This is a genomic window from Microcystis sp. M20BS1, from assembly GCF_020245305.1.
In the GTDB taxonomy this organism is placed as follows: domain Bacteria; phylum Cyanobacteriota; class Cyanobacteriia; order Cyanobacteriales; family Microcystaceae; genus Microcystis; species Microcystis ichthyoblabe_A.
Window position 1 is genome coordinate 26,466 of the sequence record NZ_JADBUZ010000061.1, and the last position, 26,220, is coordinate 52,685.

Consider the following 26,220-nt stretch of genomic DNA (forward strand, 5'->3'; position numbering starts at 1 on the left):
TAAACCGATCATTTAAATTCGATCGGTCAACCCTAATAACTGCTAACTTAAAACTGATCTCCAGTAACTGATTACTGTTCACCCAGCTGAAGAAGAAAAAAAAACAAAGGAACAGAAAGTAAATGGCACGCGCTAAATTTGAACGGACGAAACCTCACGTTAACATCGGTACGATCGGTCACGTTGACCACGGCAAAACTACCCTCACCGCCGCTATCACTATGACCCTAGCGGCTCTGGGTAATGCCCAAGCTAAAAAATACGATGAAATCGATGCCGCTCCCGAAGAAAAAGCCCGCGGGATCACCATCAACACCGCTCACGTTGAGTACGAAACCGCTGATCGCCACTATGCACACGTGGACTGCCCCGGCCACGCCGACTATGTAAAAAACATGATCACCGGTGCGGCACAGATGGACGGTGGTATTCTCGTGGTCTCGGCCGCCGATGGCCCGATGCCCCAAACCCGGGAACATATCCTGCTGGCTCGTCAGGTGGGTGTACCTAACCTGGTGGTCTTCCTCAACAAAAAAGATATGGTGGACGATGAGGAGTTACTGGAACTCGTAGAACTGGAAGTACGCGAACTTCTCACCAGTTACGACTTTGCTGGCGACGATATCCCCATTATTGCCGGTTCTGCGAAAGAAGCCCTCGACTACATGACCAAAAATCCCAAGGCCCAAAAAGGCGATAACGAGTGGGTGGACGCAATTTATGAATTAATGGAAGCGGTAGATAGCTATATCCCCACCCCCGAACGGGATATCGATAAACCCTTCCTGATGGCGGTAGAAGACGTATTCTCGATTACTGGTCGGGGGACGGTGGCTACCGGTCGGATCGAACGCGGTATTGTGAAAGTGGGTGATAACGTGGAATTGGTCGGGATCAGAGAAACTCGCCCCACCACCGTCACCGGGATCGAAATGTTCAAGAAAAGTCTTGAGCAAGGGATGGCCGGTGACAACGCTGGTATCCTCCTGCGTGGTATCCAAAAAACCGACATCGAGCGCGGCATGGTGATCGCTAAACCGGGTACAATCAAACCCCACACCCAGTTTGAGGGGGAGGTGTATGTGTTAACTGCAGGAGAAGGTGGTCGTCACACTCCTTTCTTTAAAAACTATCGTCCTCAGTTTTATGTACGCACAACCGACGTAACTGGCACTATCAAAGACTACACCGCCGATGATGGCAGCACTGTAGAAATGGTCATGCCGGGAGACCGGATCAAAATGACCGTGGAACTGATCAACCCGATCGCTATTGAACAGGGTATGCGCTTCGCTATTCGCGAAGGTGGTCGCACCATCGGTTCCGGCGTTATCTCGAAAATTATCAAGTAGGCTAATCTACTAATTAACGGGGCAGTGAATTTAAAAGCTGCTCCGTTACTGTCTTTATTTTGTACCTTGACAATTGCAATAGGTGAAATTATGGCTACGCTACAACAACAGAAAATTCGCATTCGTTTGAAAGCTTTTGACCAGCGCTTACTCGATACTTCCTGTGAGAAGATTGTCGATACTGCCAATAGAACTAACGCCACAGCGATCGGACCGATTCCCCTACCGACAAAAAGAAAGATTTATTGTGTCCTGCGTTCCCCTCACGTTGACAAGGACTCCCGTGAACATTTTGAAACCCGCACCCATCGCCGCATTATTGATATTTACCAACCCTCTTCTAAGACAATCGATGCCTTGATGAAATTGGATTTACCCGCAGGGGTTGATATTGAAGTTAAGTTGTAAATGCCAAAAAGATGTTAGCGATAACATCTTTTTTTCTTTCCCACTATCCTATAACTTTTAAACAGGATTTTTGATAAAAGGAAGTTATTAAAAGAAGGGCAGTACAATTGGTAGGGGTGCATCACCAAAGATGCCCAGATCGCTAGACCTTTTGTAGGGGAAAACCTAAAGCTTCTCGTTGCTGTAAATACAATTGAGCAACCTGTCGAGCTAAATTGCGAATTCTGCCGATATAACGGGTTCTTTCAGCTACAGCAATCACACCTCTAGCATCAAGTAAATTAAAAGTATGGGAACATTTGAGAACATAATCTAGACTGGGAATCACCAGAGAGCGATCGATTAATTGTTTAGCTTCCTGTTCATATAAACTGAATAAACTAAATAATAACTCAGGATTAGAAGCCTCAAAATTGTAGGTACATTGTTCGATTTCATTTTGTAGAAAAATGTCACCGTAGAGGATATTTTCATTCCATTGAATTTTATTAATTGCCTCCACATCTTGCAGATACATGGCTAATCTTTCTAAACCGTAGGTAATTTCGATCGCCACGGGACGACAATCGATACCTCCACACTGTTGAAAGTAGGTAAATTGGGTGATTTCCATCCCATCTAACCACACTTCCCAACCCACACCCCAGGCGCCGAGGGTGGGAGATTCCCAGTTATCTTCCACGAAGCGAATATCGTGATCTTCTGGGTTAATTCCTAACACCCGCAGGGAGTCTAAATAGATATCCTGAATATTATCGGGAGAGGGTTTAATTAGGACTTGATATTGATAGTAATGCTGAAAACGATTGGGATTTTCGCCATAACGGCCATCCGTAGGACGACGACAGGGTTCCACATAGGCAACGGCCCAAGGTTCCGGACCAATTGCCCTTAAAAAAGTGTGGGGACTCATGGTTCCTGCACCTTTTTCGGTATCATAGGGTTGAGCAACCAAACAACCGCGATCAGCCCAAAATTCATTTAATTTAGCGATAACAGCTTGGAAAGTTAGAGACATGGGAAAAAGTAAAAAAGCGGGTTAGGGGTTGGGGAAGTGGGGTGTAGGGTGTGGGGTGTAGGGTGTGGGGTGTGGGGTGTGGGGTGTGGGGAGATGGGGGGTTGGGGAGAAAAAAGCTGCCGACTGTCTCCTGTATCCTGTCTCCTGACGGTTAAAGTCATTGACTTACTTTTAACTGCAAGCGAAAGTGAACGGGGGTAGAAGACTGGGGGAGAATAACTAATTCATAAAATCCCTCTTCGGGTAATTGACCAGACCATTGCCGATCGCTAGACTTATCTAAAAGGGTAATATTACCCGTGGGAGAGTAGAAAGATAGTAAAACTTCGCCTTCCGCCTCTAAATTTAAGTTTAACCGATCACTGGAACGCAATTTTATTGCATAGGCTTTTCCTTGTCCCTCGCTGAGAATTGCCTCGATAACTTCCTCCCCCCCCGCGTCTAAACTTTCGATCGCTTGGTAGGATAGGCCAGACTCTAAAGATTGTAACTGATTCCAGGCCAAACCACTCCATAGTTGACCCAGGCTTGTATCAAAACTTGGTCTTTCTGTCAATTCGGGAAATAACTGAAAAAAGGCAGTATCAGTGAGTAAATTAAAGACTCTACCGCTTAAGCGTAATTGATTCACTTGTTCTCGCCATTTTTCTCGCTGTTGCTCGTTGTAGCTGCCTAATGCTTCTCTAGTGCCAGAATCGAGACGTTCTAAGCGATCGAGTATTTCTGCTCCTAGAATGTCTCTTTGTTCCTGTTTCTGTTTTTCCTCTTTGATATCCCCATAGCGGAGGTTAAACAATTCATTGACGAGATTTTTAAAAAACTGACTATCAATTCCCAACTCTAGACGACGCTTTCTCATCTCAGTTTTCCGTTGCCATGCCCTATCTGTGGCAGAATTAAAATTATTTTCCTCCGTGGCAAAAACTGGTTTAACGGTTTCGTGTTGATTGCTGTGTTTAACCCACTGTTTCCCAATTAACCAGCCTATTGCCGCCGATAATAACATCAAGAGGCAAAAAATAGCGATTCTGCCAGAACAGCCGAGAAAAACGGGCGATTTATTCCGAGAATTGGCGGCCATTGTCTTCTTAGACGATTTAGGGTTTTGGTCTGTAAAGATGAGATTAACACAAATAATAGGCTAAGACGCATTTTAATCGCCTATCCTGAGATTCGCCGAATCTTCCCCAATCCCTTCACCAATGCAAAAATGAAAAGCATCATTGAGAAATTGTTTGAAAATAGGGAATAAATTGTGAAAAAATTAAATGAACCTTCAGACCGATCACAATTAACCCCAAAGAAGTCAAAAATCCCCCTTCAGAACCCCGTGACACTAATAACTAATAACTGAATAAAACTACATTCCCATAATTTCGTAACCGGAATCTACATAAATAATCTGACCGGTAATACCACTAGAAAGATCACTGGCTAAAAAAGCGGCCGTATTTCCTACCTCAATTTGTGTCACGGTGCGATGTAAAGGAGCGATTTCTTCCACATGATGGATCATATCAAGAATTCCCCCCACGGCCGAAGATGCTAAGGTGCGAATTGGACCGGCAGAAATACCATTAACTCGGATCTTTTGGCCACCTAATTCCGCAGCTAAATAGCGAACACTCATTTCTAAACCGGCTTTTGCCACCCCCATTAAATTATAGTTAGGAATTACCTTGACACCGCCGAGATAGGTAAGAGTGATAATACTTCCCCCTTCCGTCATCAAGGGTTTAGCCGATCGCGCTAGACGGGTTAGGGAAAAAGTGCTAATATCTAGGGATTTAGTGAAAGCTTCCCGGGGGATGGCGGTAAAATCGCCCGTTAAACCCTCTTTATCGGCAAAAGCGAGACAGTGAATCAAAATATCCAGTTTACCCCATTTTTCCGCCACTGTAGCGAAAGTATCTTCTACCTGTTGGTCATTTTGGACATCGCAGGGGACATAAAAAGCGGGATTAAGTTCATCGGCCAATTCTCGCACTTTTTTCTCAAAACGGCCTTTTTCGTCGGGGAGATAGGTGACACCGATATTTGCACCAGCTTGATGGAGTTGTTGAGCAATTCCCCAAGCGATCGAGCGATTATTGGCAATTCCTGTCACTAGGGCGTTTTTTCCCGTTAAATCTAACATAGTTCTCGTTTCTCTTACAAAAATCTCCCCAATAGCCGACCCCAGCGAGATTCGGTATAATAGGGATACAGATAACGGGGCAGCAATGATCACCCCTCCCCTATTGTCTGGCAAAAAGCGCCCAAAACTTTTCCCAGTTTAGCGAGCGGTTGTGTTTAATAGAGGTGACACTCGTTGGATAATAAAAACAATTTTCCCCTTTTTTGGATGTGAGATGGACTTATCATTAATACAAGATAAACCCCTAGCAGATGTGTTCCGTCGAATCGGCAGCGGCAATTTCCCCCCGGTGGTGGAGTTGTTCGAGCGTGGCAAAACGATCTTTTTCCCGGGAGATCCCGCCGAAAGAGTCTATTTTTTGCTGAAAGGAGCCGTTAAGTTATCGCGAGTCTATGAAGCGGGAGAGGAAATTACCGTGGCTCTACTGCGGGAAAATAGCGTCTTTGGTGTGCTATCCTTACTGACTGGTCAGCGATCGGATCGTTTTTATCATGCCGTGGCTTTTACTCCGGTAGAATTACTCTCGGCCCCGATCGAGCAGGTAGAAAGATCCCTCCGCAATAATCCCGATTTATCAATGTTGATGCTGCAGGGGTTGTCCTCGCGGATTCTGCAAACGGAAATGATGATCGAAACCTTAGCTCACCGGGATATGGGTTCACGTTTGGTCAGTTTTTTATTAATTCTCTGTCGTGATTTTGGGGTTCCCACCACCGATGGCATCCGGGTGGATCTAAAATTGTCTCACCAAGCGATCGCAGAAGCGATCGGTTCTACCCGCGTCACTGTCACCCGTTTATTGGGAGAGCTGCGGGATCAGGAAATGGTCTCAATTTACAAGAAGAAAATCACCGTCCATAATCCCGTCGCTCTCAGTCAACAATTCACTTAAATTCTGGATGACTAGCGCTTATATTTTAGTTTTGGCCATCGTGGTTTTAGGTGGTCTGATAGCGGCGATTGGCGATCGTATAGGTAGCCGTATCGGTAAGAAAAGGATGCGTTTATTTAATCTGCGTCCGAAACAAACCGCAACTTTGATGACGATTGTAACGGGAATTTTGATCGCCGGTTCGACTTTAATTGTCTTATTTGCTTCTAGTAAATCCCTGCGTCAAGGGGTTTTTGAACTGGATCGTCTCTTAAATGAACGTCGTGCCGCTATCAAAGATTTAGAAAGTCAGGTAAGAAAAACCACCGAACAAAAAAATCGAGTGGAAAAGGCTTTAAAAACGGCTAAAAGTGAACAGATAGCTGTGCAGAAACGTCTAGAGGTTCTTAATAAAAATTATCAAGCTTCTCGTCAACGTTTGCGATTAGTTTCGGGACAGTTGGAAAAGTTTCGCAAGGAAGTGGCTAATTTAAATAATGAACGAGTTATTTTAACTAATCAAAAAGCGCAGTTAATCAGTCAACGGGATCAATTGTCCCAACAAAAATCAATTCTTTCTAGTCAGATCAATCAACTACAAACCACCCTTCAAGTTAGAGATAAAGAGTTAGCTAATCAACAAAAATTATTAACAACCAGACAAGCGCGACTTCAACAGTTGGAAACTCAACAAAAAACCCTACAGCTAGAAATTGATCGCCGGGATCAACGTATTGGAGAACTCGATCGATCGATTGTGGATAAAAATTTTGCTTTGGAACAGCGCGAGGGAAAATTAAAAGATTTAGAAACCCAAATGGCTTTTCTTAAGCGGGAAGTGGAAGTTTTAGAACAATACTATCAAACCTATCAAGAATTGCGGGAAAAACAAATCGCTATTTTCCGGGGACAGGTGTTATCTTTTGGAGCTTTTCGTATTGTCGATCCCCAAGCTATTGTCGCTGTTATTGATAAGTTATTGCGGGAAGCGAATATAAATGCTATCCGTGCCACCCAACCGAATCAGCCTAATTTTGACCAGCGTTTAGTTAAGATCACAAAAGCACAGGTAGAACAGTTAAGTCAACAATTACAGGACGGTAAAGAATATGTGGTGAGAATCCTTTCCGCAGGTAATTATGTCTTAGGAGAAAGCGAGATTCGTGTCTTTGCTGATGTGGTTCCCAATCAAAGAGTTTTTGAGGAGAAACAGGTGATCGCTACCGTTTCTATTGATCCCCAAAATATGACAGAAGAAGATCTACAAAAGCGATTAGATTTACTCTTAGCTTCGGCTCAATTTCGCGCTAGAAGTGCGGGAGTTTTAGGGTCAATTCAAGTGGAAGATGGTTTATTAACTACGGTAGTTAACTTTATTGGTCAAGTGAAAAAGTCGGGTAATTCTATCGAGACACTTGAGGCAGTTGCTGCTAGTAAAACTAATACATCTGGACCTTTAACTTTGCGTTTAGTAGCGGTAAAAGATGGTAAAATTGTTTTTAGTACGTCTTCTTAAAAGATAGCTAAAGTTAGGATTTGAGATTAAAATCAACTCCTTCGTAAATATCGGCAAGATTTAAGCTAATTCCTAAAGAATCTAGGGATATAATTCCCCTTGCTGGGGTGTATTCTTGCAGTAACCAATTATTTTCCGAGGTTTTGCTATAGGATTCTATTAGTATCTCCTCTTGACTGACGAGAAGATATTGGTTTAATTGGGGTATAGAACGATAATAACGAAATTTATCACCCCGATCATAACCAGAGGTGGAAGGAGATAAAACTTCGATAATTACACAGGGATTTAAAATTTCATCGTTGCGATTATCACTAAATAATGGTTCCCCAGCAATGATCATTAAATCTGGGTATAAACCGCGATTATACTGGGGTATCCATAGTCGTAAATCACTGGGAAAGACTTCATAAATAGTTTTCCTTAAAGCATTGTCTAACAAGCGAATTAAATTGCGTACCAGTCGATTATGATTGATGCTTCCCCCTGTCATCTCGATAATTTCCCCGTCGTGATATTCCTGTTTAGTTTCCGCTCTAGTTTCTAAATTACGATATTCTTCTAAGCTGAGGGTTTTGGTAGGAGATCGAGTTAGCATTTTCTCTGTCACAGAATTTTTAATCCTCCCGATTATAACCTAGATCACAGAAAAAAGGTTATCATTCATCAATTATTCTTCAATTAAAATCAACTCCTTCGTAAATATCGGCAAGATTTAAGCTAATTCCTAAAGAATCTAGGGATATAATTCCCCTTGCTTGGGTGTATTCTTGCAGCAACCAATTATTTTCTGAGGTTTTGCTATAGGATTCTATTAATATCTCCCCTTGACTGACGAGAAGATATTGGTTTAATTGGGGTATAGAACGATAATAACGAAATTTATCACCCCGATCATAACTAGAGGTGGAAGGGGATAAAACTTCGATAATTACACAGGGATTTAAAATTTCATCGTTGCGATTATCACTAAATAATGGTTCCCCAGCAATGATCATTAAATCTGGGTATAAACCGCGATTATACTGGGGTATCCATAGACGTAGATCGCTAGATTGAAGACGATAATTAGTTCCTCTTGAAGCTAATTTTAGCAGGACAATAAGATTAATGAGAATACTATTATGATTGATGCTTCCCCCTGTCATCTCGATAATTTCCCCGTCGTGATATTCGTGTTTAACCTCGGCAATGGTTTCTAAATTACGATATTCTTCTAAGCTGAGGGTTTTGGGAGGAGATTGAGTCAACATTTTTCCAGATTAGATATTCTTTTATTTAATCATAACACAATTAATGCTACCTATTTAATTCTAATTCCCCTTGGAGAAAATCAACAAATTGTCTGGCAGTTCTTCCCGATCGCCCATTATGTTGGGTTGCCCATTGTTTGGCACGAAATTCTAAGTCTTCTAAGCTAATTTTTAATTTAGCTAAACTGGCTAAATGACGCACTATTTCCAGATACTTTTCTTGATTAGCTGGTTCAAAAGTTAGGGTTAACCCAAAGCGATCACTAAAGGATAATTTTTCTTGTACTGTGTCCCAATTATGCACTTCATCCCCATCTTTTGGTCGGGGTCGATCGGCAAAAAATTCTCTGACTAAATGTCGGCGATTAGAAGTGGCATAAACTACGACATTTTTCGGTCTAGCGGTGATACTTCCCTCTAAAACAACCTTTAAAGCTTTAAAAGCTTCATCGTCTTCTTCAAAGGATAAATCATCGACAAAGATAATAAATTTTTGCGGTAAATATCGCAGAATTTCAATAATTAATGGTAGGTCTTTTAATTGGGATTTGGCCACTTCAATTAAGCGCAATCCTTGACTATGGTATTTTTGCAATAATCCCTTGACTAGAGAGGATTTTCCCGAACCACGACTGCCATAGAGTAGCACATTTAAAGCGGGATAACCTGCTAATAAAAACTCAGTGTTTTTAATCAAGGTTTCCTTGGGCATTTCATAACCGACTATTTCTTGAATCTGCACGGGATCGGGATGAGTAATTCCTTGTAATCGACCTTCTTGCCACCTTAAAGCTTGATAACGGGCAAAAATTCCCGTACCACATTCGCGATAATAATCTGCTAAATCTTCAACTAATTCCCTCCAATCTAAACCGGAATGTAAAAAACTTTCTAATTTATTGTCCATTTCCCAAGCGGGGAAACTGAGAAATTTAATTTGTTCCAAAATTGTCGAATTGCTGAGGCTATAAATGCTAGAATTATAGAGAGATTGAAGGATAGATAAATCCTGTTTCACGCCATTAATTAAAGATTCGGGTAACTCCCAAAAACTTTTTTTCTGTACCTGTTGACTAAAGGGATTGTCATCTAATAAAATTTGTTCGACTAGAAAATCATTCCAACTGATATCTTTAGATGCTAAAGCTTGAAACCATTGACCATAGGCTTTAAGAAAATCGGCAATATTATCCGTAGATAATAGGGTAATAAATGCCTTGCCAATAGCATTATCAAAAACCCCTTGATACAAAACTAACAAGCTGACTTTTTGGTAAATTTCAGAAATCATTTTTTATTCTCCACTAATAACTAACATTTCATGGCTGTTTTTTTGTAATTCCTAATTCGATTTAATAATTGCCGTCCTGTAGCTAAGGGAATGCCAATCAGTTGTTATTATATCAAGATAGGTTAATCTTTGCAAAATTAAGGTTAAAAAAGGGAAAATACCTACCGACTAATTCCCCAGATTTCTTGAGATGAGGTACAAGGTTTTCCTTTTGGGGAGTCAGGAGAAGGCTCTTCTAGGTTCTGTGTGATAAGTTAAACTTACAATATGATCGATCAATCTTTGTGTCCTTTGTGTCTTTGTGGTTCGTTCCACCCCCTCGCTCTTGAGAATGTATCTTAGAATACATTATCCAAGAGAGCCAGGAGAAGATACCCTGTCGGGCTACACTTCCTCTTGATGAGAAACGTTATATTTGATAAAATTTAACCAATCTTGGATTTCCTGTCCTAACCAGAGACATTCATCCTCGCGGAGATTCTGGCCGATAAGATAGTAATTTTTAGCTGTCCGCAGACGAATCTGATAGTTACCTTCTGTACCATTGCTATGAAGAAAAATACCCCATAAGTCTTGAGTTTTGAAAGCAAATTTTTTGTAGATAAAATTGAAAAGTTTATATTTAATTAAAACTTCTTGAGGTGTAAGAATTAATTGCATCTCCCGCGAAAAAATAAAACCAATCAGAGCTATAATAAAGGTAATAATTGGGGAGATAAAGACAGTGACAGTAAGGAAAATCGCCAAAGACCAGAGAGTAGGCGCATCGGAAGGTAGCTTAATTGTTGGTGGTAAATTAATCTCTAAATTATCCCGGTGTTTAGCGATACGGATGGAACTGTGGGGAGGTTTTGGTAATTTCTTAGGATCGATTAAACTTGATACTTGACGATAGTAGGGATGTTGGAGAATTTTCAGAGCTTCTCTGGCACTTTTAAACCGCTTTTCTACTGCCATATCGGTCATAGTTTCTAACCAATCGATTAAATCATCATCGATTGTCACCAGTTGGCGAAATTGAATTTTAGAGTCGCGGTAGGGCAGTTCTATTGGCACAATTCCTGTCAATAAATGAATTAAAGTCATACCCAAGGCATATAAATCAGAACCCGGAACTGCTCGGCCCCAAAATTGTTCTAGGGGTGCATAACCACTCGTCCCCACCACGGTAAAAGTAACTCCCGTCACTGCACCCCTGGACTGGACTGCCCCAAAATCCACTAAATAAACGTTATTTTCCGAGTTAATAATTAAATTACTAGGTTTAATATCTCGATGTAATACTGGGGGCGATAATTCATGCAAATAGATGAGAATTTCGAGAACTTCTTGGGCAATAGTCCGAATTACCGTAGCGGTGAAATGTTGCCCCCTTTCTAAGTGATCACTTAAGGATTCTCCCGGTATATAATCTTGTACAAGTACAAACCAAGGAATCCCATCACCTTGATTTTTATCGAGGGAAAAATAATCGCGATAGCGGGGAATACGGGGATGATGGAGAGAAGCTAAGACGGCTGCCTCCCGTTCAAATAATTTTAATTCTTCCCACTCCATCTGGGGACTAAAAGCGAGGAGTTTAATAATTACCGATTCTTGAGATAATACATCGGTAGCTAACCAAGTTTGACGACCGATAGCGGTATTTCCCAGGCGTTGTTGTAGTCGGTAACGTTCCGCTAAAAAAGAATCAGAAGTAAAGGTCATAGTGGCTTTTCCCTTATTTAGACCTGTTTTTTGTCAGTAAAACTGCTGTGGAGGTACTAATTAATATCGATTTGTTTTTTTTCTGTCCAACAAAGGGCGATTCCCTTTTCTTTGTAGGAAGATTCTCCGACAAAGATAGGATATAATTCAGATTCACCACGATAGATAATTTCCTGACCATCAAATCCTAGAAAAATCGGTTGATTGGGTTGAATTGCCTGATAATCTCGTTGGAGAATCTGAGGATGTAACATGGCTTTAATTTCACCCTGTTCATCCCTAGGATAATCGATCGAGCCTAAACGTTGGTAAACTGTTAGGGATTCGCTGAAAGTATCGAGATGGGCAGCGAGATAATTTTCCTGTTCGATGTAGTCTAGGATTTGATAAATGAGTGTTTCGGTTTGACGAAAAAGATAGGGACAGATGACACCATGGTTAATTGGACCGATTTCTAGGGTAAAAGCTAGGGGACAAATTCCTTTCAGAAAATGATTTTCTTCCTCGCTGACGGGATGATAAATTAAGCGCACATCAGGATTAATTTTAGTCAGATAGGTAAAGAGTTTTAATAGCCAAGGATGGGGATTAGAATAAATAATCGCCAGCATCATGTTAGATGTGGTGCTGTGAATATCGATTAATAAATCAATGGATTTTTCTCGGATTTCTTTGACTATTTTTTTGGCTCGTTTTTGTTCGTATTGCTGACAATCGGGATTCACTAAATCTTTCTGGTTAAAACAACGATTTAAATCCGTATCGATATATCTAACTCGTTGCTTTAGGGCCAAGGGGTTAGCGATGAGACTGTGGGATTGAAAACTGCTGCGAGCAATAAGATTAGGTGAGTTTTGCAGGTATTTAACCAAATAAGCGGGAGTTAGTTCATTGCCATGCACACCGGCAATTAAAGCCAGATTTTTAATAGTAGTTTTTTGATCGATCATTTTTTATAAGTTTTGAGAATTTGTAATTATTTATCTAGGGCAAAATTGCCGTAATTAAATAACAATTATAAGCCTTAAAAAAGGGTAGTCTAGAGGGGCAGGTTTGCCAACCCACCCCTATAACTGATTTAGAAAAACCAACCGTAGGAATGAAGACCTTTACCTAAAAGATTCACTCCTAAATAACATACCCAAACCACAACAAAACCACTCGCTGCTAGAATAGCTGGTTTTCTTCCCTGCCATCCCCGGGTAATGCGGGCATGGAGATAAGCGGCAAACACTAACCAAGTGATTAGCGCCCAAGTTTCTTTCGGATCCCAACTCCAATAGGAACCCCAAGCTTCATTCGCCCAAACTGCTCCGGCGATGATACCGATAGTGAGAAGGGGAAAACCGAGACCAATGACCCGATAACTGATATTATCGAGGGTTTCCGCCAAGCTAAGACGTTGGGGCGAAAGAGTCGCCATCGCTGTTAGGGTGGGAGTTAAAAGGGCGGTTGTGCCACCGTTAGCCGTTTCCATGAAAACTGGCGCAGAAAGAGTGGTAGATAACTTATTTTGGAGACGATAGGCCCCCGTACCCACGGAACTGCCTTTTAACTCGATATTTTGACCTCTCGTGACGATCAGAAAAGCGATCGCCATCAGGGAACCCACCATCAAAGCAGCATAACTTAACATCATGACGCTAACGTGCATCATCAACCAATTCGATTTTAAAGCCGGAACCAAGGGCGCCGAAGTTTGCATTTCTCCGGGTAAGGACAAAGTGGCAAAAGCAGTAATCCCCATGGCTACAGGAGTCGTCACCACCCCCACCAGGCGACTGCGGCTAGTGTACTCAGCAATTAAATGAACCGCAGTTACACCCCAAGCGAGAAAGAATAAAGATTCGTAAAGATTGCTAATGGGGAAATAACCCGCTTCTAACCAACGCGCTCCCAATAAAGCGGCGATACAGAGGTTAGCGATGGCCACTCCCGTGCTGCCCAGGCCCGGCAACAAAGGTATGCTAGGAAAGGCTGCCCCGCCCCAATAAACCAGCATGGTTAAAAACAGGACTAAAAAAGAAGTGTTATCGAGAAAGTTCTCTAAGCTAACTAAATTCATGGGATTTCTCTCGTTTGTCGCTCGCTCGCTACCAAGTATTCCATCCTCTATCCTATCCCATCGGTAAGGCGATCGAGACAGGGAATTGTTAGTATAAACTTTGCATTTTCACTCTGACCCACCCTAAAAATTATGACTAATCAAGAAGATAATCAATTTTTCTGGTCGCGTTTGCCTCTGTTAGGCAAAATCCTGATCATTTGTTCTGGTGTTGCCGCTTTAGGCTATTTTCTTATCCCTCGTCCCTCAGAATTATCCAATATTCCCCTCGAACCCTACAGCGAATTTATCAATAAAGTGGAACGGGGCGACATCAGTAGGGTCAGAATTGGCAATCAAGTCATCTTGTATCAATTAAAAAATCCTTTAGAATCCCTGGCTATTCCGGGTAATCCCCCCCTTAATCCCCCAGAATCAAGTAATCCCTTTCACAGTGATTCTAGTTCTCTGGCCAGCAAACCAAGCAGTAATCTAGCCCCCGGACGAGTATTGGCCACAATTCCAGTCGATAACCCCCAATTACCCCAACTATTACAGCAAAAAGGCGTAATATTCGAGGCGATTCCCGTAGCCGAAAACAGTTGGATCAGCACTCTCCTCGCTTGGGTGGTTCCCCCCTTAATTTTAGTCGCCGCTATGCAGTTTCTGCTCTATCGCAACGATGACACGCGTAAATCGCTGCTTTTTAACAAAAATCTCGCTAAAGTTTACGGAGACGACGAAAAATATCCGATTACCTTCACTGATGTGGCCGGGGCCGAGGAAGCAAAAACCGAGTTAAAGGAAATCGTCGAATTTCTCAAGGATGCCGAGCGCTTTAATAAAATTGGGGCGCGTATTCCTAAGGGTGTTCTCTTAGTCGGACCGCCGGGGACAGGAAAAACCCTCTTAGCAAAAGCGGTCGCGGGAGAAGCGGGAGTAACTTTTTTTAGCATTTCGGCCTCGGAATTTGTGGAATTATTTGTCGGCACTGGGGCAGCCCGGGTGCGGGATCTATTTGCCCAAGCGAAGAAAAATGCCCCTAGCATCATTTTTATTGATGAATTGGACGCGATCGGTAAATCAAGAAGTTCGGGATCGGGAACTAGCGGCAGTAATGATGAGCGCGAGCAGACTTTAAACCAACTTTTGACAGAAATGGACGGTTTTAGCCCCAAAGAAGCCGTCGTCATCGTTTTAGCCGCCACCAATCGCCCGGAGACTCTTGATGCCGCTTTATTGCGTCCGGGGCGCTTTGATCGCCAAGTTTTGGTGGATCGTCCCGATTTAGCGGGACGATTGGCAATTTTGGAAATATACGCCCAACGAGTCCAGATGGGTGAAGATGTTAACCTCAAAGCGATCGCCACCCAAACCCCCGGTTTTGCCGGTGCCGATTTAGCCAACCTCGTCAATGAGGCTGCTCTCTTGGCTGCCCGTAATAATCGGGAAAAAGTCAGTCAAATCGACTTTAAAGAGGCGATAGAAAGAGTTATCGCTGGTTTAGAAAAGAAAAGTCGGGTTTTATCGGAAAAAGAAAAGAAAATCGTCGCTTATCACGAGGTCGGCCATGCTTTAGTTGGTGCTGTCATGCCGGGAGGTGGTCGCGTCGAGAAAATTTCCATCGTTCCCCGGGGTTTATCCGCTTTGGGTTATACCCTGAAAATTCCCACGGAAGACCGTTTTTTGATGACAGAAACCGAATTTAAAGAACAAATTACTATGTTATTGGGCGGTCGGGCAGCCGAAGAATTAATCTTTGGCAGTGTCACTAATGGTGCTTCCGATGATTTACAAAGGGCGACGGATATTGCGGAAAGAATGGTGACAATTTATGGTATGAGTAAATCCCTGGGTCCCCTAGCCTACGATAAAACGGGACAGGCTAATTTTTTAGGTAATAATCAGGGTAGTCCCCGGCGTTCGATCGGGGAAAATACGGCCAAAGCGATCGATGAAGAAGTCAAACAAATTATCGAAGCTAGTTACCAAAAAGCCCTAGCAATTCTTAGTCACAACCGCAATTTATTAGAGTCGATTACTGCTAATCTTTTGACCACGGAAGTAATCGAAGGAGAAAAATTGCAAGAATTCTTAAATCAAGCGCAAATGGTCTGAGCAATCCTCATAAACAGGGTCTGCTGAAAAAGTTTTTCGTGGGGACAGGGTGTGGGGTGTGGGGTGTGGGGAGAACAAAGCTGCCTTTTGCCTTTTGCCTTTTGCCTTTTGCCTTTTGCCTTTTGCCTTTTGCCTTTTGCCTTTTGCCTTTTGCCTTTTGCCTCTCCTCATAACTAGGGTCTGCTGAATAAATAGTCGAGAATATCTAACTTAAGGAGAAGACAGAATCAAAGCATTAGAAAATTGATATTTCCCTGCTTTGACGGTTAATTTGCCCTCTTTCCATCCTAAAGAAACGGGAGAGTTATCTCGACTTAAACTGTTATAAAGGGCGAAATTTTTTGACCAATCGTGCTTTTGACCGTTACGAATTAACATCGGCAGTAGATTGATTTGATTATAGGTCAATTGTAAACTCTGCCCTTGACTGCCTTTAAATAAAACCCTGCCTTGCTTAATTTGAGTTAAATTTACTTGACTTTTTTGCTTAAATATGCTCTTGAAATTCTCATAACTACCCTGGGTTGCCGCTTCCCCCACTTCCAGAGCAAAACCCGCATAATTGTTACCTGTGGGTAAAGCTTGGTAGGTATTATCATCGGGATAAGGGGAATTAGGAATCTCGATCATTTCAGGAGAAGAAAGATTTATTAATCTCAGGGCTAACCAAGTTTTTTCTAATTGAATAAACCAGATATTATCATCTTTTTCTACCTTGGCAGTTTTCGGTAATTGCCAGAAAAAAGCTTGGTCTGCTGGACGTAACCAGATTAAAAGATTACGATATTGTCCGATTTCATCCCCGGGATTTTTGCCCGGTTTTACGCCATTTTTGCCAGTGTTAGCCACAAAAAAATCCACACCTTTGTGTTGATTAAAGGCCATTAATTTAAACGGGGCCACATCGCCATCGGGGAAAGTTCCCGCCAGACTACCCATTTGATAACTAGCCCCAATAAATTGAGTTTCCCAATAACCCGGACTCTGATTATTGCCCGGTTTCCAGTTTTCATATAGGGGTTTACTGGCGAGAATTTCTACCGGTTTATTAAAGTTTTTTCGGGCTAATTCCATCACTGCTAAAGGAGGACGATAACCACTGGTAATTAGATAAAGAGAGTCCAATTCCTGGCGATTATTGGCGACGGGAGTATCACCAAAGTATAACCAAAAAGTGCGACCTGCGTGTGATCGCATTACGCCATGGCCATCACCATAATCACGTTTTACAGGGCCACCCCAACCACCCCGATAATATTTAACACTAGCGGCCATGGATAACCAATCTAAGGCCATTTTTGCCCATTGTTTAACTTCCGTATCTTGAGAAAAATCGTAGAGATTGAGATAGGCAGCAAAGGTATGACCTTGATAAACTTCTGAATCCCATTCTCCCATACCGATGTTATATAAAGCTGAAACGTAGCGCTTAATTTTACTTTTATAAAGTTGACGAGTTGCCTCATTTCCTGTTTCTTCGGCCATCAGATAAACCGATGTTTCGCGCATCGCTCGCAGGTTATCAGTATTGCGACTATCTACCCATAAACCCCGTCTTTTCATACTCCAATCATTACCCGTTCCTTGGCCGGTGCCGTGGATAGGATGGGGCCGTTGTAAAGGGTCGGTTTCTGTCCAAATTTTCGCCGCATTATACATTCTCTGACGATAAACTGGATCGAGATACTTTCCGAGAAGAAAATATTTTCTAATTTGTCCTTTTAGGGTAAAAGAAAAATAATAATCTATATAATCAGTGTGGGACTGTTCCCGTTTTTGTGGGTCATCCTGCTGCAGGAAATCTAGGGCTTTTTGCCTGTTTCCTGCCAAGAAATCAAACATGGCCATAGCATAGGATTTTTTCTCGTTTTCTCCCCACAAATTGCCATAACTTTCTGCCCTAGCAAAATGGTTAATAACTTGCTTTGCCCTTTGTTGAAATTCTGCCTCTAATTCTGGTGTCCAATCGTTAAGATATTGGGCTTCAACTTCGGCAACAGGGAAGGAAGCGATCAAGTTTTGAGAAACCGAATAGAGGGAGTTAAAGCCTACAGTAAATAGGGCAATGATTCCCGCTAAAATTAGATATTTAATTCTAGATCCAATCGTCATCTTCGGCAAATTCATCGATGTTTCCTTGATTTTCTGGGGTCTGAGTTTGATTCTCTTTATCTAATTGTAAAGGAACTGGTTCAGGAGCGATAATTTCTGGTAATAATTCTTCGGGTTTTTGACCATCTACCTCCACCACAATTATTTCTGTGACGGGAAACCAAAGTATCCGGCCTTGATCATCACAAACCGTCACCGATCGCGATTTATCTGGAGTCTCGGTTGCGAAGAAATCTCCTAACATTTTGGTGGGTAAAATATTCTTACTTTCACCCCCACTAACTCCTAGGAATATATATTCGTTACCTGTGGTCAAATGTTGAACAATAATCGCCATAGTTAAAAGGTTTTAGTCAATGAAATGTACTGATTGATAGTTGACTCTTGAATGATAGCTTTCAGCCCGAAGCTTTCCAATGATAACTGATAACTGCTTACTGCTTACTGCTTAACTTGACTGCCGTGACTGCGGGGATCGGTTTGACTAGCACCCACAAGGATATTAAAATCAGAAGTCTCTCCCGTAGTGGTGGCATAGGGTAGGGTAGAATTAGTTAAAAGTGCTTCTAAATTAGCAGTTAAAATTGATTTTGGTTGTTCTCCGATCGCTTGGGCAACCGGTTGTCCTTGGTTATTTAAAAATACAAAATGGGGAATTCCATCCACACGATAACGGAGAATTTCCGGCAACCATTTATTATTATCAACGTTGAGCATAACAAAATTAATGGCATTACCGTATTGTTTTTTAATTTCGGCAATTTCAGGGGCCATCGCCTGACAACTGGTACACCAATTAGCATAAAATTCTGTCAGGGTGGGTTTACCATTGCTGACGGCAAGATCGAAAGGTGTCGCTTTTTCCGCTTGCGCTTCCAAAGATACAGAACTAGCGGTGGTTTGAAACCCCAAGAAAATCGCTACACTAAGGATAACTGCCGTTACTGCCAGCAGAAGATTTCTGGTTTTGTTGGTGGGTGTGGTGGCTGTCATGGATATTTAATCAAAGTTTACTTTGTCCTATTGTAACGACTGCTGCGCTCTTTTAGTATTGGTGTCGATTGAGTTACAATTAAGTTAGAGATGGGTAATAATTATGACAGAAGAAAGACTCGATCGAATAGAGGGACAGCTAAAAAGGCTAGGAGGGGACGTTCATACAATTGAGGGGCGATTAGAAACTTTAGAAAGTAACGTTCAAAACATTGAAAAAAAGCTAGGAGACGTGATCAACCAAATCCGTGAACTTAGTCTTAGCATCGATACCTACCAAAAAGCTGATCAACAGGTAGTTAATTTGGCTTTTGGTCTGATCGTTGCCGCCACTGCTACTATTGTAATTCCAGCCGTTTTCGGCAAATAAGCAAAAAAAGATTCTTTGATTGGAAAGGCTGCATGAAAAAACGCGTTACTCTCACTTTTCCCAAAAAAGCCGTCCATATGCCCGTTACCTATCGACTGGCAAAGGATTTTAACGTCGCCGCTAATATTATCCGCGCCCAAGTTGCCCCCAATCAAGTGGGAACATTAGTATTAGAATTATCGGGAGATATCGATGAGTTAGAAGCGGCGATCGAATGGTTACAATTACAAAATATTGGCGTTTCCCAAGTTAGTCGCGAAATCGTTATTGATGAAGAAAAATGCGTCGATTGTGGCTTATGTACGGGAGTTTGTCCCACGGAAGCTTTAACCCTTGATCCCGAAAGTTTTCGTCTTAAGTTTTTGCGTTCCCGTTGTGTGGTTTGTGAACAATGTATCCCCACTTGTCCCGTGGTGGCAATTTCCACAAACTTGTAAAATAGAAATTATTAAATTAATTTTTTTGCCCATTTAAATAATAGCCATCTCTGGAGATTTTAAGCCTTGATGTGTTGCCAAGGAGGTTAATCGCCACAAATATCCCGCTCGCTTTCTGCCTAAAGACCCTTTCTCCGATACCATAGTTAAAAAGAGAGCCTTGACTCTGGCCACATCTGTGGGGATTACATACCATTAATCATGGTTTTTTTTGCAAAAAATACAAAAAACTTGACATGACTTCTGCCGTTCCTCGCCTTTCCTATCCTGATAGTCCGATTGCTGATCTTCGCGGCCTCTATAACTTTATCCTCAACCCGCAACTGTTAGCCGCAGAAAAGGGAAATCGGTCGATCGTCAGTTTTTGTCAAAAAATTTCCCCCCTTGATCTCCTAGAAATTCTCTCTCGGATTGCTTCTAGCTATCCCACCCATTGTTATTGGGAAAATCCCGAACGAGAAACTGCTTTTCTCGGCTACGGCATCGCTTTTACTGCTACTTTCCACGGCAAACAACGTTTTTTAAAAGCTCAAAAATTTATTGAAAACTGTCAACAAAGAATTATTAAAATTGATAACTATAGCGAGATTACTCCCCGCATCTTTTGTAGTTTCACTTTTTTCGACTCGGCAACAGCTACCCCCTTTCCCTCAGCTACCCTAACCCTGCCTAAGTTTCAAATTATCAAAAAACAATCGGAATATTTTTTCCTGACTAATCTCTTAATCACCGGCGAAAAAGAAATAGAAAACTCCCTCGAAGAAACTATTAATAACCTCAAAATTATCCAAAATAACTCCAGCAATTGCCGACAAAATCCTCACCAGGATTCCTGTAGTTATTATATTCGTCCTACCTATAATTTTCAAGCGGCTGTTGCTGATGCCATCCAATCTATCCATGCTCAAAAATTTAGCAAAATTGTCCTCGCTCACGCTCTTGACGTGATTTCTCCTCGTCCTTTTCATCTAGTAAACTGTCTCGATAATTTGCGTCAGCGTCATCCCGATTGCTACACTTTTTCCCTCGGCAATGGACGGGGAGATCATTTTATCGGTGCTAGTCCCGAACGATTGTTAACTGTCCATCAGGGGCAATTAATCACCGATGCTTTAGCGGGATCCGCCCCCCGGGGAGAAAATGCGATCGAAGATGCTCTCTTTGCCAATAAACTCCTCGCTAGTGAAAAAGAACAACGGGAACATCGGGCTGTTAGTGACTTTATTAACCAAAAACTGCGACAAATTGGCTTAAATCCGCAAAATTCTCCCTCTAGATTGTTAAAACTCTCCAATATTCAACATCTCTGGACTCCTATCCATGCCAAACTAAAACCCTCTATCCATCCCCTCGAAATTGTTGCCCAACTACACCCCACTCCTGCTGTTGCTGGGGTTCCCACCGAGATCGCTTTAGCACAAATTCGTCATTATGAAACCTTCGATCGCTCTCTTTATGCCGCTCCTTTGGGTTGGATTGATTGTCAAAATAATAGTGAGTTTATTGTTGGTATTCGTTCGGCATTAATTAAAGGCGATCAAGCGCGATTATACGCCGGTGCGGGTATTGTTGCCGGCTCCGATCCAGAAAAAGAACTAGCAGAAATTCAGCTGAAATTTCAAGCTCTCTTAAAAGCTTTAACTTAAACTGTAGCTTTTTAGCGAACTAATAACTTAAATAAGTTTAATTTACCCTTAAAAGGCGGATATTTTAAAGCGGGATTGAACCAAAGAGGTGTTTTCATAATCGCTTTTTGGTGACTAAAATTCTCAAAGGAAAAACGACCATGATAGCTACCAATACCGCTATTTCCTCGACCACCAAAGGGTAAACTAGGATTAGTAAAATGAAAACTATTGTTGTTAATACAACCTCCCCCAAACTGGACTGATTCTAACCATTTCTTTTCGGTATTTGCCTTGGTAGTAAACAGATAAAAAGCTAGAGGGTTAGGGTTTTTAGCAATAATTGCTAAAGCTTCCTCAAAAGTGCTAAAGGCAATGATCGGTAAAATTGGACCGAATATTTCCCCTTGCATAATAGGAGCATCAAGGGAAACATTAGTTAATAAAGTTGGTTGAATATATAAATTTTCTCGATCAGTTTTGCCACCAAAAACAATCTCACCATCTTTGAGCAAGTCAATCAGGCGATCAAATTGTTTATCATTAATTATCTTACCATAATCAGCACTTAATCTGGCATCTTCACCAAAAAAATTAACAATAGTATTAGCTAATTCTCTGATCAAATTCTCCTGCTGGGATTGATGTACTAAAACATAATCAGCTGCGATACACATTTGACCACAATTAGAGAATTTTGTCACGGCAATGCGACGAGTTGCCACGGAAATATTAGCATCAGCTTCGATAACACAGGGACTTTTTCCCCCTAATTCTAGAGTAACAGGAATTAACTTTTCTGCCGCTAGTTGATAAATAATTTTTCCTACCCTTGTACTGCCAGTAAAAAATATATGATCAAAGGTGAAACTGTCTAACATATTCGGAATTACTTCCGCACCATCTCCGGGTACAATTAACACATATTCTTCAGGGAATATTTCTTGAATTATTTCAATTACTAATTTTTCCGTCGCTGAGGCAAATTCACTCGGTTTTAATACCGCACAGTTACCGGCAGCAATAGCACCAACTAAAGGCACTAATAACAATTGGAGGGGATAATTCCAAGCACCAATAATTAACACCACTCCCAAAGGTTCCCGAATAATTTGACTGGAGGAAGGAAAATTTAAGAGATTAGTTTTAACAGGTTTGGGTTGCATCCATGAGCGCAAATTTTTTAAAGCGTTATTAATTTCCCCCAAAAGGAAACCATTTTCAGTAATCCAACAATCTTCGGGACTTTTCTTTAAATCCCTATATAAAGCTTGATATATCTCTCCTTCATATTTAATAATTGCCTGTTTTAACTTCTCTAACTGCTGACGACGGAATTGATAGGAACGAGTGGCACCACTAACAAAATACTGACGCAATTTGGCTAATTTTTCTGAGTTTGACAGCATCGAAATAATTCCTAACTTAATGATGGTAATTCTATGGCATCCACTGGGGACGAATTCCCGCTAGAGGTAATTCAATTAAATCAGATTTACTTGCTTTCACTCCATCTTGTAGGGGAGGAATTAACATCCACAAACGACCACCGATAATTGTTTCTCCTGAGTCAGTAGTCAAGGGATTAGTCGGATTAGTATCATAACTGGTGCGAAGTTGATCAAAAATAATCGCTAAACTATCGGGAGATAAACTAATGTGAATATCACGATAATCGGCTAATTCCAGTAGGGGAGTCACTTGACCAGTCTTCACATCTATTTTAGCAAAATAGGGTTTTTCTTTGTACTCTTGACTGTTAGTAACTAACTCAGTTAACAAACAATATAAATCACTACCAGTGGCATTAAATTGACAATCTATAATCGAACCTTGTAGATTGAGTAAGCGTTTTTGTAATCCTTGATTATTGACATAAAAAAGCGATCGAATATAACGCATTTTGGCATTATCAGTATTAAAATTCACCATTGCCGCAGCCGTACCATCAGCAGAAAAATTCAAAATTCGCCCAAATTTTGGTAAAAAATCTAGGGGTTTTGTTTCGGGTTTTAAGGGCAAAAGCGCAATTCCTTCCCCCTGGGTGACAGCCAAAGTTTTACTATCAGGTGCGATCAAAAATTCGCCACCTTGAATGTTTAATTGTTGGGGTTTTTCCCCCGATTTAACTGCCCATAAATCGAAGTTAATCGGATTGCGGCGCTCAATTCTCTGCACGACAATAGTTTCCCCATCTTTAGATAAATCAAAATGATTATTTTGATAATCTTTATTGTCTAGTACTAACTCAATTTTTGGGGAAGATTGGCCAAAATCAACTTGGTAAAGCTGTAGTTCACGAATTCCCTGTATTCCCTGATTTTTCGCCACAGCCGAAAAGAGGATTTTTTTACCATCAGGATAGAATTCAAAAGCCATAACGGTCAAATTTGCGGGGGTTAAGAGGGTTTTCTTCTCCTCGGTCAAGTTATAAAAAATTAATCTTCCCTGTTCTTCCCCATTAGTGCCAATATAGGCAAAAGCACGATCCCGACTTTTAAATTCTCTTTCAAAAATTGCTAGGGTTTGTCCTAATCGATTACCGCTGGGAAATTGTTCCCTCGCACCTTCAATTTGCAGATGATATTTTTCTCCGTAGGGAATGGGAGAAGTGAGGGTATAAGCTAATCGTCTTCCGGCCCAACTAAACTTCCCCGGCAGCGCAGGATCGATAACTAGATTTTTTTCTACACTAGCATGATCCATGGGGCGATCAAAAGTGATAATAAATGCTTGATCTTCCACTCCAATTTCTCGATTTTCCCAGCTAAATTCCTTGACTCTTGGACCAGTTTGTAAAAGACATTGATTACCACAGCTATTACCCAACCAAATTAAGCCACCAATTACTAAGGTTAGGGATACAATTAATGTTATCGCTAATTTATCAATCGGTTGTAGTTGTAAGGTTTTCAGCATTATAGTAGATGGTTAGTAACAACAACTGCTCACTGCTCACTGATAAGTAGGGAGGCACAATTATTTGTAGGATGGGTTAGCGGTAGCGTAACATGATTGGGCGTTGGGTTTCATGCTTCAACCCAACCTACGTTCATCTTATATTTAATTCCACCCACCTACTTAACTGATAACTGATAACTGATAACTGTTAATATCCGTAGGGATCCGCAGGAGTGGGTATAGGTTTCACGGATTTGGCCTTAATTACTAATTGTCTTCTGGTGGTTGATTTTCCTACCTCTACGGGTAAAGATTCCGTGGCCATTTCTCCGGTGATTTCTAACCAGGTATCATTGGGATATTGACTGCGACTTCCTGATAGTTTCACTGGTAAACCCACGGGATAAGCATCCACGGCACAACAGGTAAGAATAAAGCGACTAATTAATAAATAATTATCGGGTAATTGGGGCAATTGCACCACAAAACCTGTGACTTTTACCGGTTGTCCTGTGTAAGCATCAGGTTCAGGGTAAGCATTCAAAGTTCTTACCCATTCAATTAAACTTTTTTCCTCCGGTTTAACGGTAGTACCAAAGGATTGAGTTTGCACGCGAGTTAGGGGTAAAGATTCACTAATTCCCCTCTGTAATGCGATTTGACTACTGAGGGGCTGCGGGGCGATAAATAGGCCTAAAATGGCAGTTATTACTAATAAACCTGAGCCAAAATGTTGAGGAAGAATAGTAATATGCGATCGATTATCGTTACTATCTAAATTAATCTTTTTTTGCCACTGTTTTAATAATGTCCAAAGCTTGACCAATCCTAGGGCAAATAAAGCAATACTGGTGATGAGAACCAGAATAAAATAATTAGGATGGATCAGTAAATTTAACTGTCCAGTTATCCAGTATTTAAATAGTAATGAACCCCAACCGATTAGGGCAATAATATCGATAAATTGGGGGGCGATTATTTTTAGACGTGATGAATTCATGGGAAAAACTATCTAGGGACTGACCTAAAATAAATAACTGTGAGCCAAGGTGAGTAAAAAAGTCATTTGCGCTGCTAAAGCAAAGAGATAAATTAACATTCTCGGTTTAAAAATAGACAACATTAAACCAATCCCTTTCAGGTCAATCATTGGACCAAACACTAGAAAAGCCAGCAGGGAACTACTGGTAAAACTAGATGCAAAGGAGAGAGCAAAAAAAGAATCAACTGTGGAACAAATCGAAACAATGACCGCTAACAGCATCATTGCCAAGATCGAAGTAATCGGATCCTGACCCAAATTAAGAATAAATTCCCGGGGAACAAACACCTGTAAACCAGCCGCTATAGCACTTCCTAAGATTAACACTCCTCCTAATTCCCGTAATTCCATCACCACGTTTTCCAGAAAAGTTAACCAGCGCCTTTTCATCGGGATAGCTTGCACTGCCGGTAGGACAGCAGTAGCGGCAAAACTTTCGTCTAAGCGCAAAGTTTTGCCGGAATTACCGATCAGAAAAGAACCGGATTGTAGTAGTAGTGGGATAGATTCTTTTTCCGGTGTTTGCGGTTGCCAATTGAGACTTTTTGCCAAAGAGGTTTGGAGGAGCGGTCGGGGATCTTTTTGGATACTAAAGATAATCCCGATAACCGTAGCGATGAACAAAGAAAAGATAACTCGATAGAAAACAATTTCCGGTTGATCGCGAAAAGCTACCCAAGTGGACCAGATAACAATCGGGTTAATTGTCGGCGCTGCTAAGAGAAAACTAACCGCTACTGCATTCGGCATTCCTTGCACAAGTAAACGTCGCGCCACTGGCACATTGCCACACTCGCAGACGGGGAACAAAAACCCAATACATCCCCCCACAAATGCTCCTAAAACAGCATTGCGAGGCATCAAGGCAACTAGGCGACGTTCATCGACAAATATTAAAAGAATACTAGAGAGAATCACCCCTAGCAGTAAGAAAGGCATCGCTTCCACCAACAGGCTCAGGAATAGGGTAAAGGCATTTTGTAGTTGACTCATCTATCCTCGCCTTGGCAATTAGAGGTTTAAGG

At 41.5% G+C, this 26,220-nt stretch carries 24 protein-coding genes; 8 read left to right on the top strand and 16 right to left on the bottom strand.

Going from position 1 to position 26,220, the window contains the following annotated elements; translation table 11 throughout:
* Positions 1-122: 122 nt before the first annotated feature.
* A complete protein-coding gene (gene tuf / locus IM507_RS06165; protein ID WP_002740136.1) occupies positions 123-1,352 on the top strand; it encodes an elongation factor Tu in 1,230 nt (409 codons plus the stop codon).
* 90 nt (positions 1,353-1,442) lie between these two features.
* Positions 1,443-1,760: a 30S ribosomal protein S10 gene (rpsJ, locus tag IM507_RS06170; protein WP_002740287.1), complete on the top strand. Its 318-nt coding sequence runs from the start codon at positions 1,443-1,445 to the stop codon at positions 1,758-1,760.
* Positions 1,761-1,902: 142 nt separating this feature from the next.
* On the opposite strand, the gene glyQ is transcribed toward rpsJ, so the two are convergent.
* From glyQ to fabI, 3 genes are all read right to left on the bottom strand, one after another.
* Positions 1,903-2,778, bottom strand: coding sequence for a glycine--tRNA ligase subunit alpha (glyQ, locus tag IM507_RS06175; protein WP_002739739.1), 876 nt, complete (start codon positions 2,776-2,778; stop codon positions 1,903-1,905).
* Positions 2,779-2,935: 157 nt separating this feature from the next.
* On the bottom strand, positions 2,936-3,859 hold the full coding sequence (locus IM507_RS06180; protein WP_287636777.1) for a serine/threonine protein kinase: 924 nt from the start codon (positions 3,857-3,859) through the stop codon (positions 2,936-2,938).
* Between the two features lie 279 nt (positions 3,860-4,138).
* Entirely contained in the window at positions 4,139-4,915 is a 777-nt protein-coding gene (fabI, locus tag IM507_RS06185) for an enoyl-ACP reductase FabI (RefSeq protein WP_002740281.1), read from the bottom strand.
* Between the two features lie 214 nt (positions 4,916-5,129).
* On the opposite strand from fabI, the gene ntcA reads away from it, so the two are divergent.
* Together ntcA and IM507_RS06195 are read left to right on the top strand one after the other, a co-directional pair.
* Positions 5,130-5,807 carry a global nitrogen regulator NtcA gene (gene ntcA, locus IM507_RS06190; RefSeq protein ID WP_002750097.1) on the top strand — a complete coding sequence of 226 codons (678 nt, stop codon included), beginning with the start codon at positions 5,130-5,132 and terminating at the stop codon, positions 5,805-5,807.
* Between the two features lie 7 nt (positions 5,808-5,814).
* On the top strand, positions 5,815-7,302 hold the full coding sequence (locus IM507_RS06195) for a DUF3084 domain-containing protein (protein WP_123231012.1): 1,488 nt from the start codon (positions 5,815-5,817) through the stop codon (positions 7,300-7,302).
* A 13-nt stretch (positions 7,303-7,315) separates the two neighbouring features.
* Here the strand turns inward: IM507_RS06195 and IM507_RS06200 are convergent, their stop codons facing one another.
* From IM507_RS06200 to ccsB, 6 genes are all read right to left on the bottom strand, one after another.
* Entirely contained in the window at positions 7,316-7,900 is a 585-nt protein-coding gene (locus tag IM507_RS06200) for a Uma2 family endonuclease (protein ID WP_002776514.1), read from the bottom strand.
* A gap of 79 nt (positions 7,901-7,979) precedes the next feature.
* Complete coding sequence (locus IM507_RS06205) at positions 7,980-8,555, bottom strand: Uma2 family endonuclease (protein ID WP_042791087.1); 576 nt, start codon at positions 8,553-8,555, stop codon at positions 7,980-7,982.
* 46 nt (positions 8,556-8,601) lie between these two features.
* Positions 8,602-9,846, bottom strand: coding sequence for an ATP-binding protein (locus IM507_RS06210; RefSeq protein WP_002740076.1), 1,245 nt, complete (start codon positions 9,844-9,846; stop codon positions 8,602-8,604).
* Between the two features lie 384 nt (positions 9,847-10,230).
* Positions 10,231-11,553, bottom strand: coding sequence for a serine/threonine protein kinase (locus IM507_RS06215; RefSeq protein ID WP_069474805.1), 1,323 nt, complete (start codon positions 11,551-11,553; stop codon positions 10,231-10,233).
* Between the two features lie 56 nt (positions 11,554-11,609).
* Positions 11,610-12,503, bottom strand: a complete 894-nt coding sequence (locus IM507_RS06220; RefSeq protein WP_002750102.1) for an aspartoacylase — start codon at positions 12,501-12,503, stop codon at positions 11,610-11,612.
* A 128-nt stretch (positions 12,504-12,631) separates the two neighbouring features.
* Positions 12,632-13,618: a c-type cytochrome biogenesis protein CcsB gene (gene ccsB, locus IM507_RS06225; RefSeq protein WP_069474804.1), complete on the bottom strand. Its 987-nt coding sequence runs from the start codon at positions 13,616-13,618 to the stop codon at positions 12,632-12,634.
* A 132-nt stretch (positions 13,619-13,750) separates the two neighbouring features.
* Here ccsB and ftsH point away from each other — a divergent pair, with 132 nt between their 5' ends.
* Positions 13,751-15,715, top strand: coding sequence for an ATP-dependent zinc metalloprotease FtsH (ftsH, locus tag IM507_RS06230; RefSeq protein WP_123231013.1), 1,965 nt, complete (start codon positions 13,751-13,753; stop codon positions 15,713-15,715).
* Between the two features lie 210 nt (positions 15,716-15,925).
* On the opposite strand, the gene IM507_RS06235 is transcribed toward ftsH, so the two are convergent.
* From IM507_RS06235 to IM507_RS06245, 3 genes are all read right to left on the bottom strand, one after another.
* Entirely contained in the window at positions 15,926-17,842 is a 1,917-nt protein-coding gene (locus IM507_RS06235) for a hypothetical protein (protein WP_287636779.1), read from the bottom strand.
* Positions 17,811-18,164 carry a hypothetical protein gene (locus IM507_RS06240; protein ID WP_002739676.1) on the bottom strand — a complete coding sequence of 118 codons (354 nt, stop codon included), beginning with the start codon at positions 18,162-18,164 and terminating at the stop codon, positions 17,811-17,813. The genes IM507_RS06235 and IM507_RS06240 overlap by 32 nt, the downstream gene beginning before the upstream one ends.
* 104 nt (positions 18,165-18,268) lie before the next feature.
* Positions 18,269-18,820 (bottom strand): thioredoxin family protein, encoded by a 552-nt coding sequence (locus IM507_RS06245; RefSeq protein WP_002739604.1) that lies wholly within the window; start codon positions 18,818-18,820, stop codon positions 18,269-18,271.
* Positions 18,821-18,923: 103 nt separating this feature from the next.
* On the opposite strand from IM507_RS06245, the gene IM507_RS06250 reads away from it, so the two are divergent.
* The 3 genes from IM507_RS06250 (at position 18,924) to IM507_RS06260 (ending at position 21,273) form a co-directional block, all read left to right on the top strand.
* Positions 18,924-19,190 carry a ssr2422 family thylakoid membrane protein gene (locus IM507_RS06250; protein WP_002740128.1) on the top strand — a complete coding sequence of 89 codons (267 nt, stop codon included), beginning with the start codon at positions 18,924-18,926 and terminating at the stop codon, positions 19,188-19,190.
* Positions 19,191-19,222: 32 nt separating this feature from the next.
* A complete protein-coding gene (locus IM507_RS06255; RefSeq protein ID WP_002739790.1) occupies positions 19,223-19,627 on the top strand; it encodes an NIL domain-containing protein in 405 nt (134 codons plus the stop codon).
* A gap of 236 nt (positions 19,628-19,863) precedes the next feature.
* Entirely contained in the window at positions 19,864-21,273 is a 1,410-nt protein-coding gene (locus tag IM507_RS06260; RefSeq protein WP_069474799.1) for an isochorismate synthase, read from the top strand.
* An 11-nt stretch (positions 21,274-21,284) separates the two neighbouring features.
* Here IM507_RS06260 and IM507_RS06265 read toward each other — a convergent pair whose 3' ends face one another.
* The 4 genes from IM507_RS06265 to IM507_RS06280 form a co-directional block, all read right to left on the bottom strand.
* Positions 21,285-22,661, bottom strand: coding sequence for an aldehyde dehydrogenase (locus IM507_RS06265; RefSeq protein WP_069474798.1), 1,377 nt, complete (start codon positions 22,659-22,661; stop codon positions 21,285-21,287).
* A gap of 31 nt (positions 22,662-22,692) precedes the next feature.
* Positions 22,693-24,171, bottom strand: a complete 1,479-nt coding sequence (locus IM507_RS06270) for an Ig-like domain-containing domain (protein WP_002740263.1) — start codon at positions 24,169-24,171, stop codon at positions 22,693-22,695.
* 190 nt (positions 24,172-24,361) lie between these two features.
* Complete coding sequence (locus IM507_RS06275; RefSeq protein ID WP_002739829.1) at positions 24,362-25,153, bottom strand: TIGR03943 family putative permease subunit; 792 nt, start codon at positions 25,151-25,153, stop codon at positions 24,362-24,364.
* 24 nt (positions 25,154-25,177) lie between these two features.
* The gene (locus IM507_RS06280; RefSeq protein ID WP_002739866.1) at positions 25,178-26,188 is read right to left on the bottom strand and encodes a permease; all 1,011 of its coding nucleotides are present in this window, start codon (positions 26,186-26,188) and stop codon (positions 25,178-25,180) included.
* Positions 26,189-26,220: the final 32 nt, after the last annotated feature.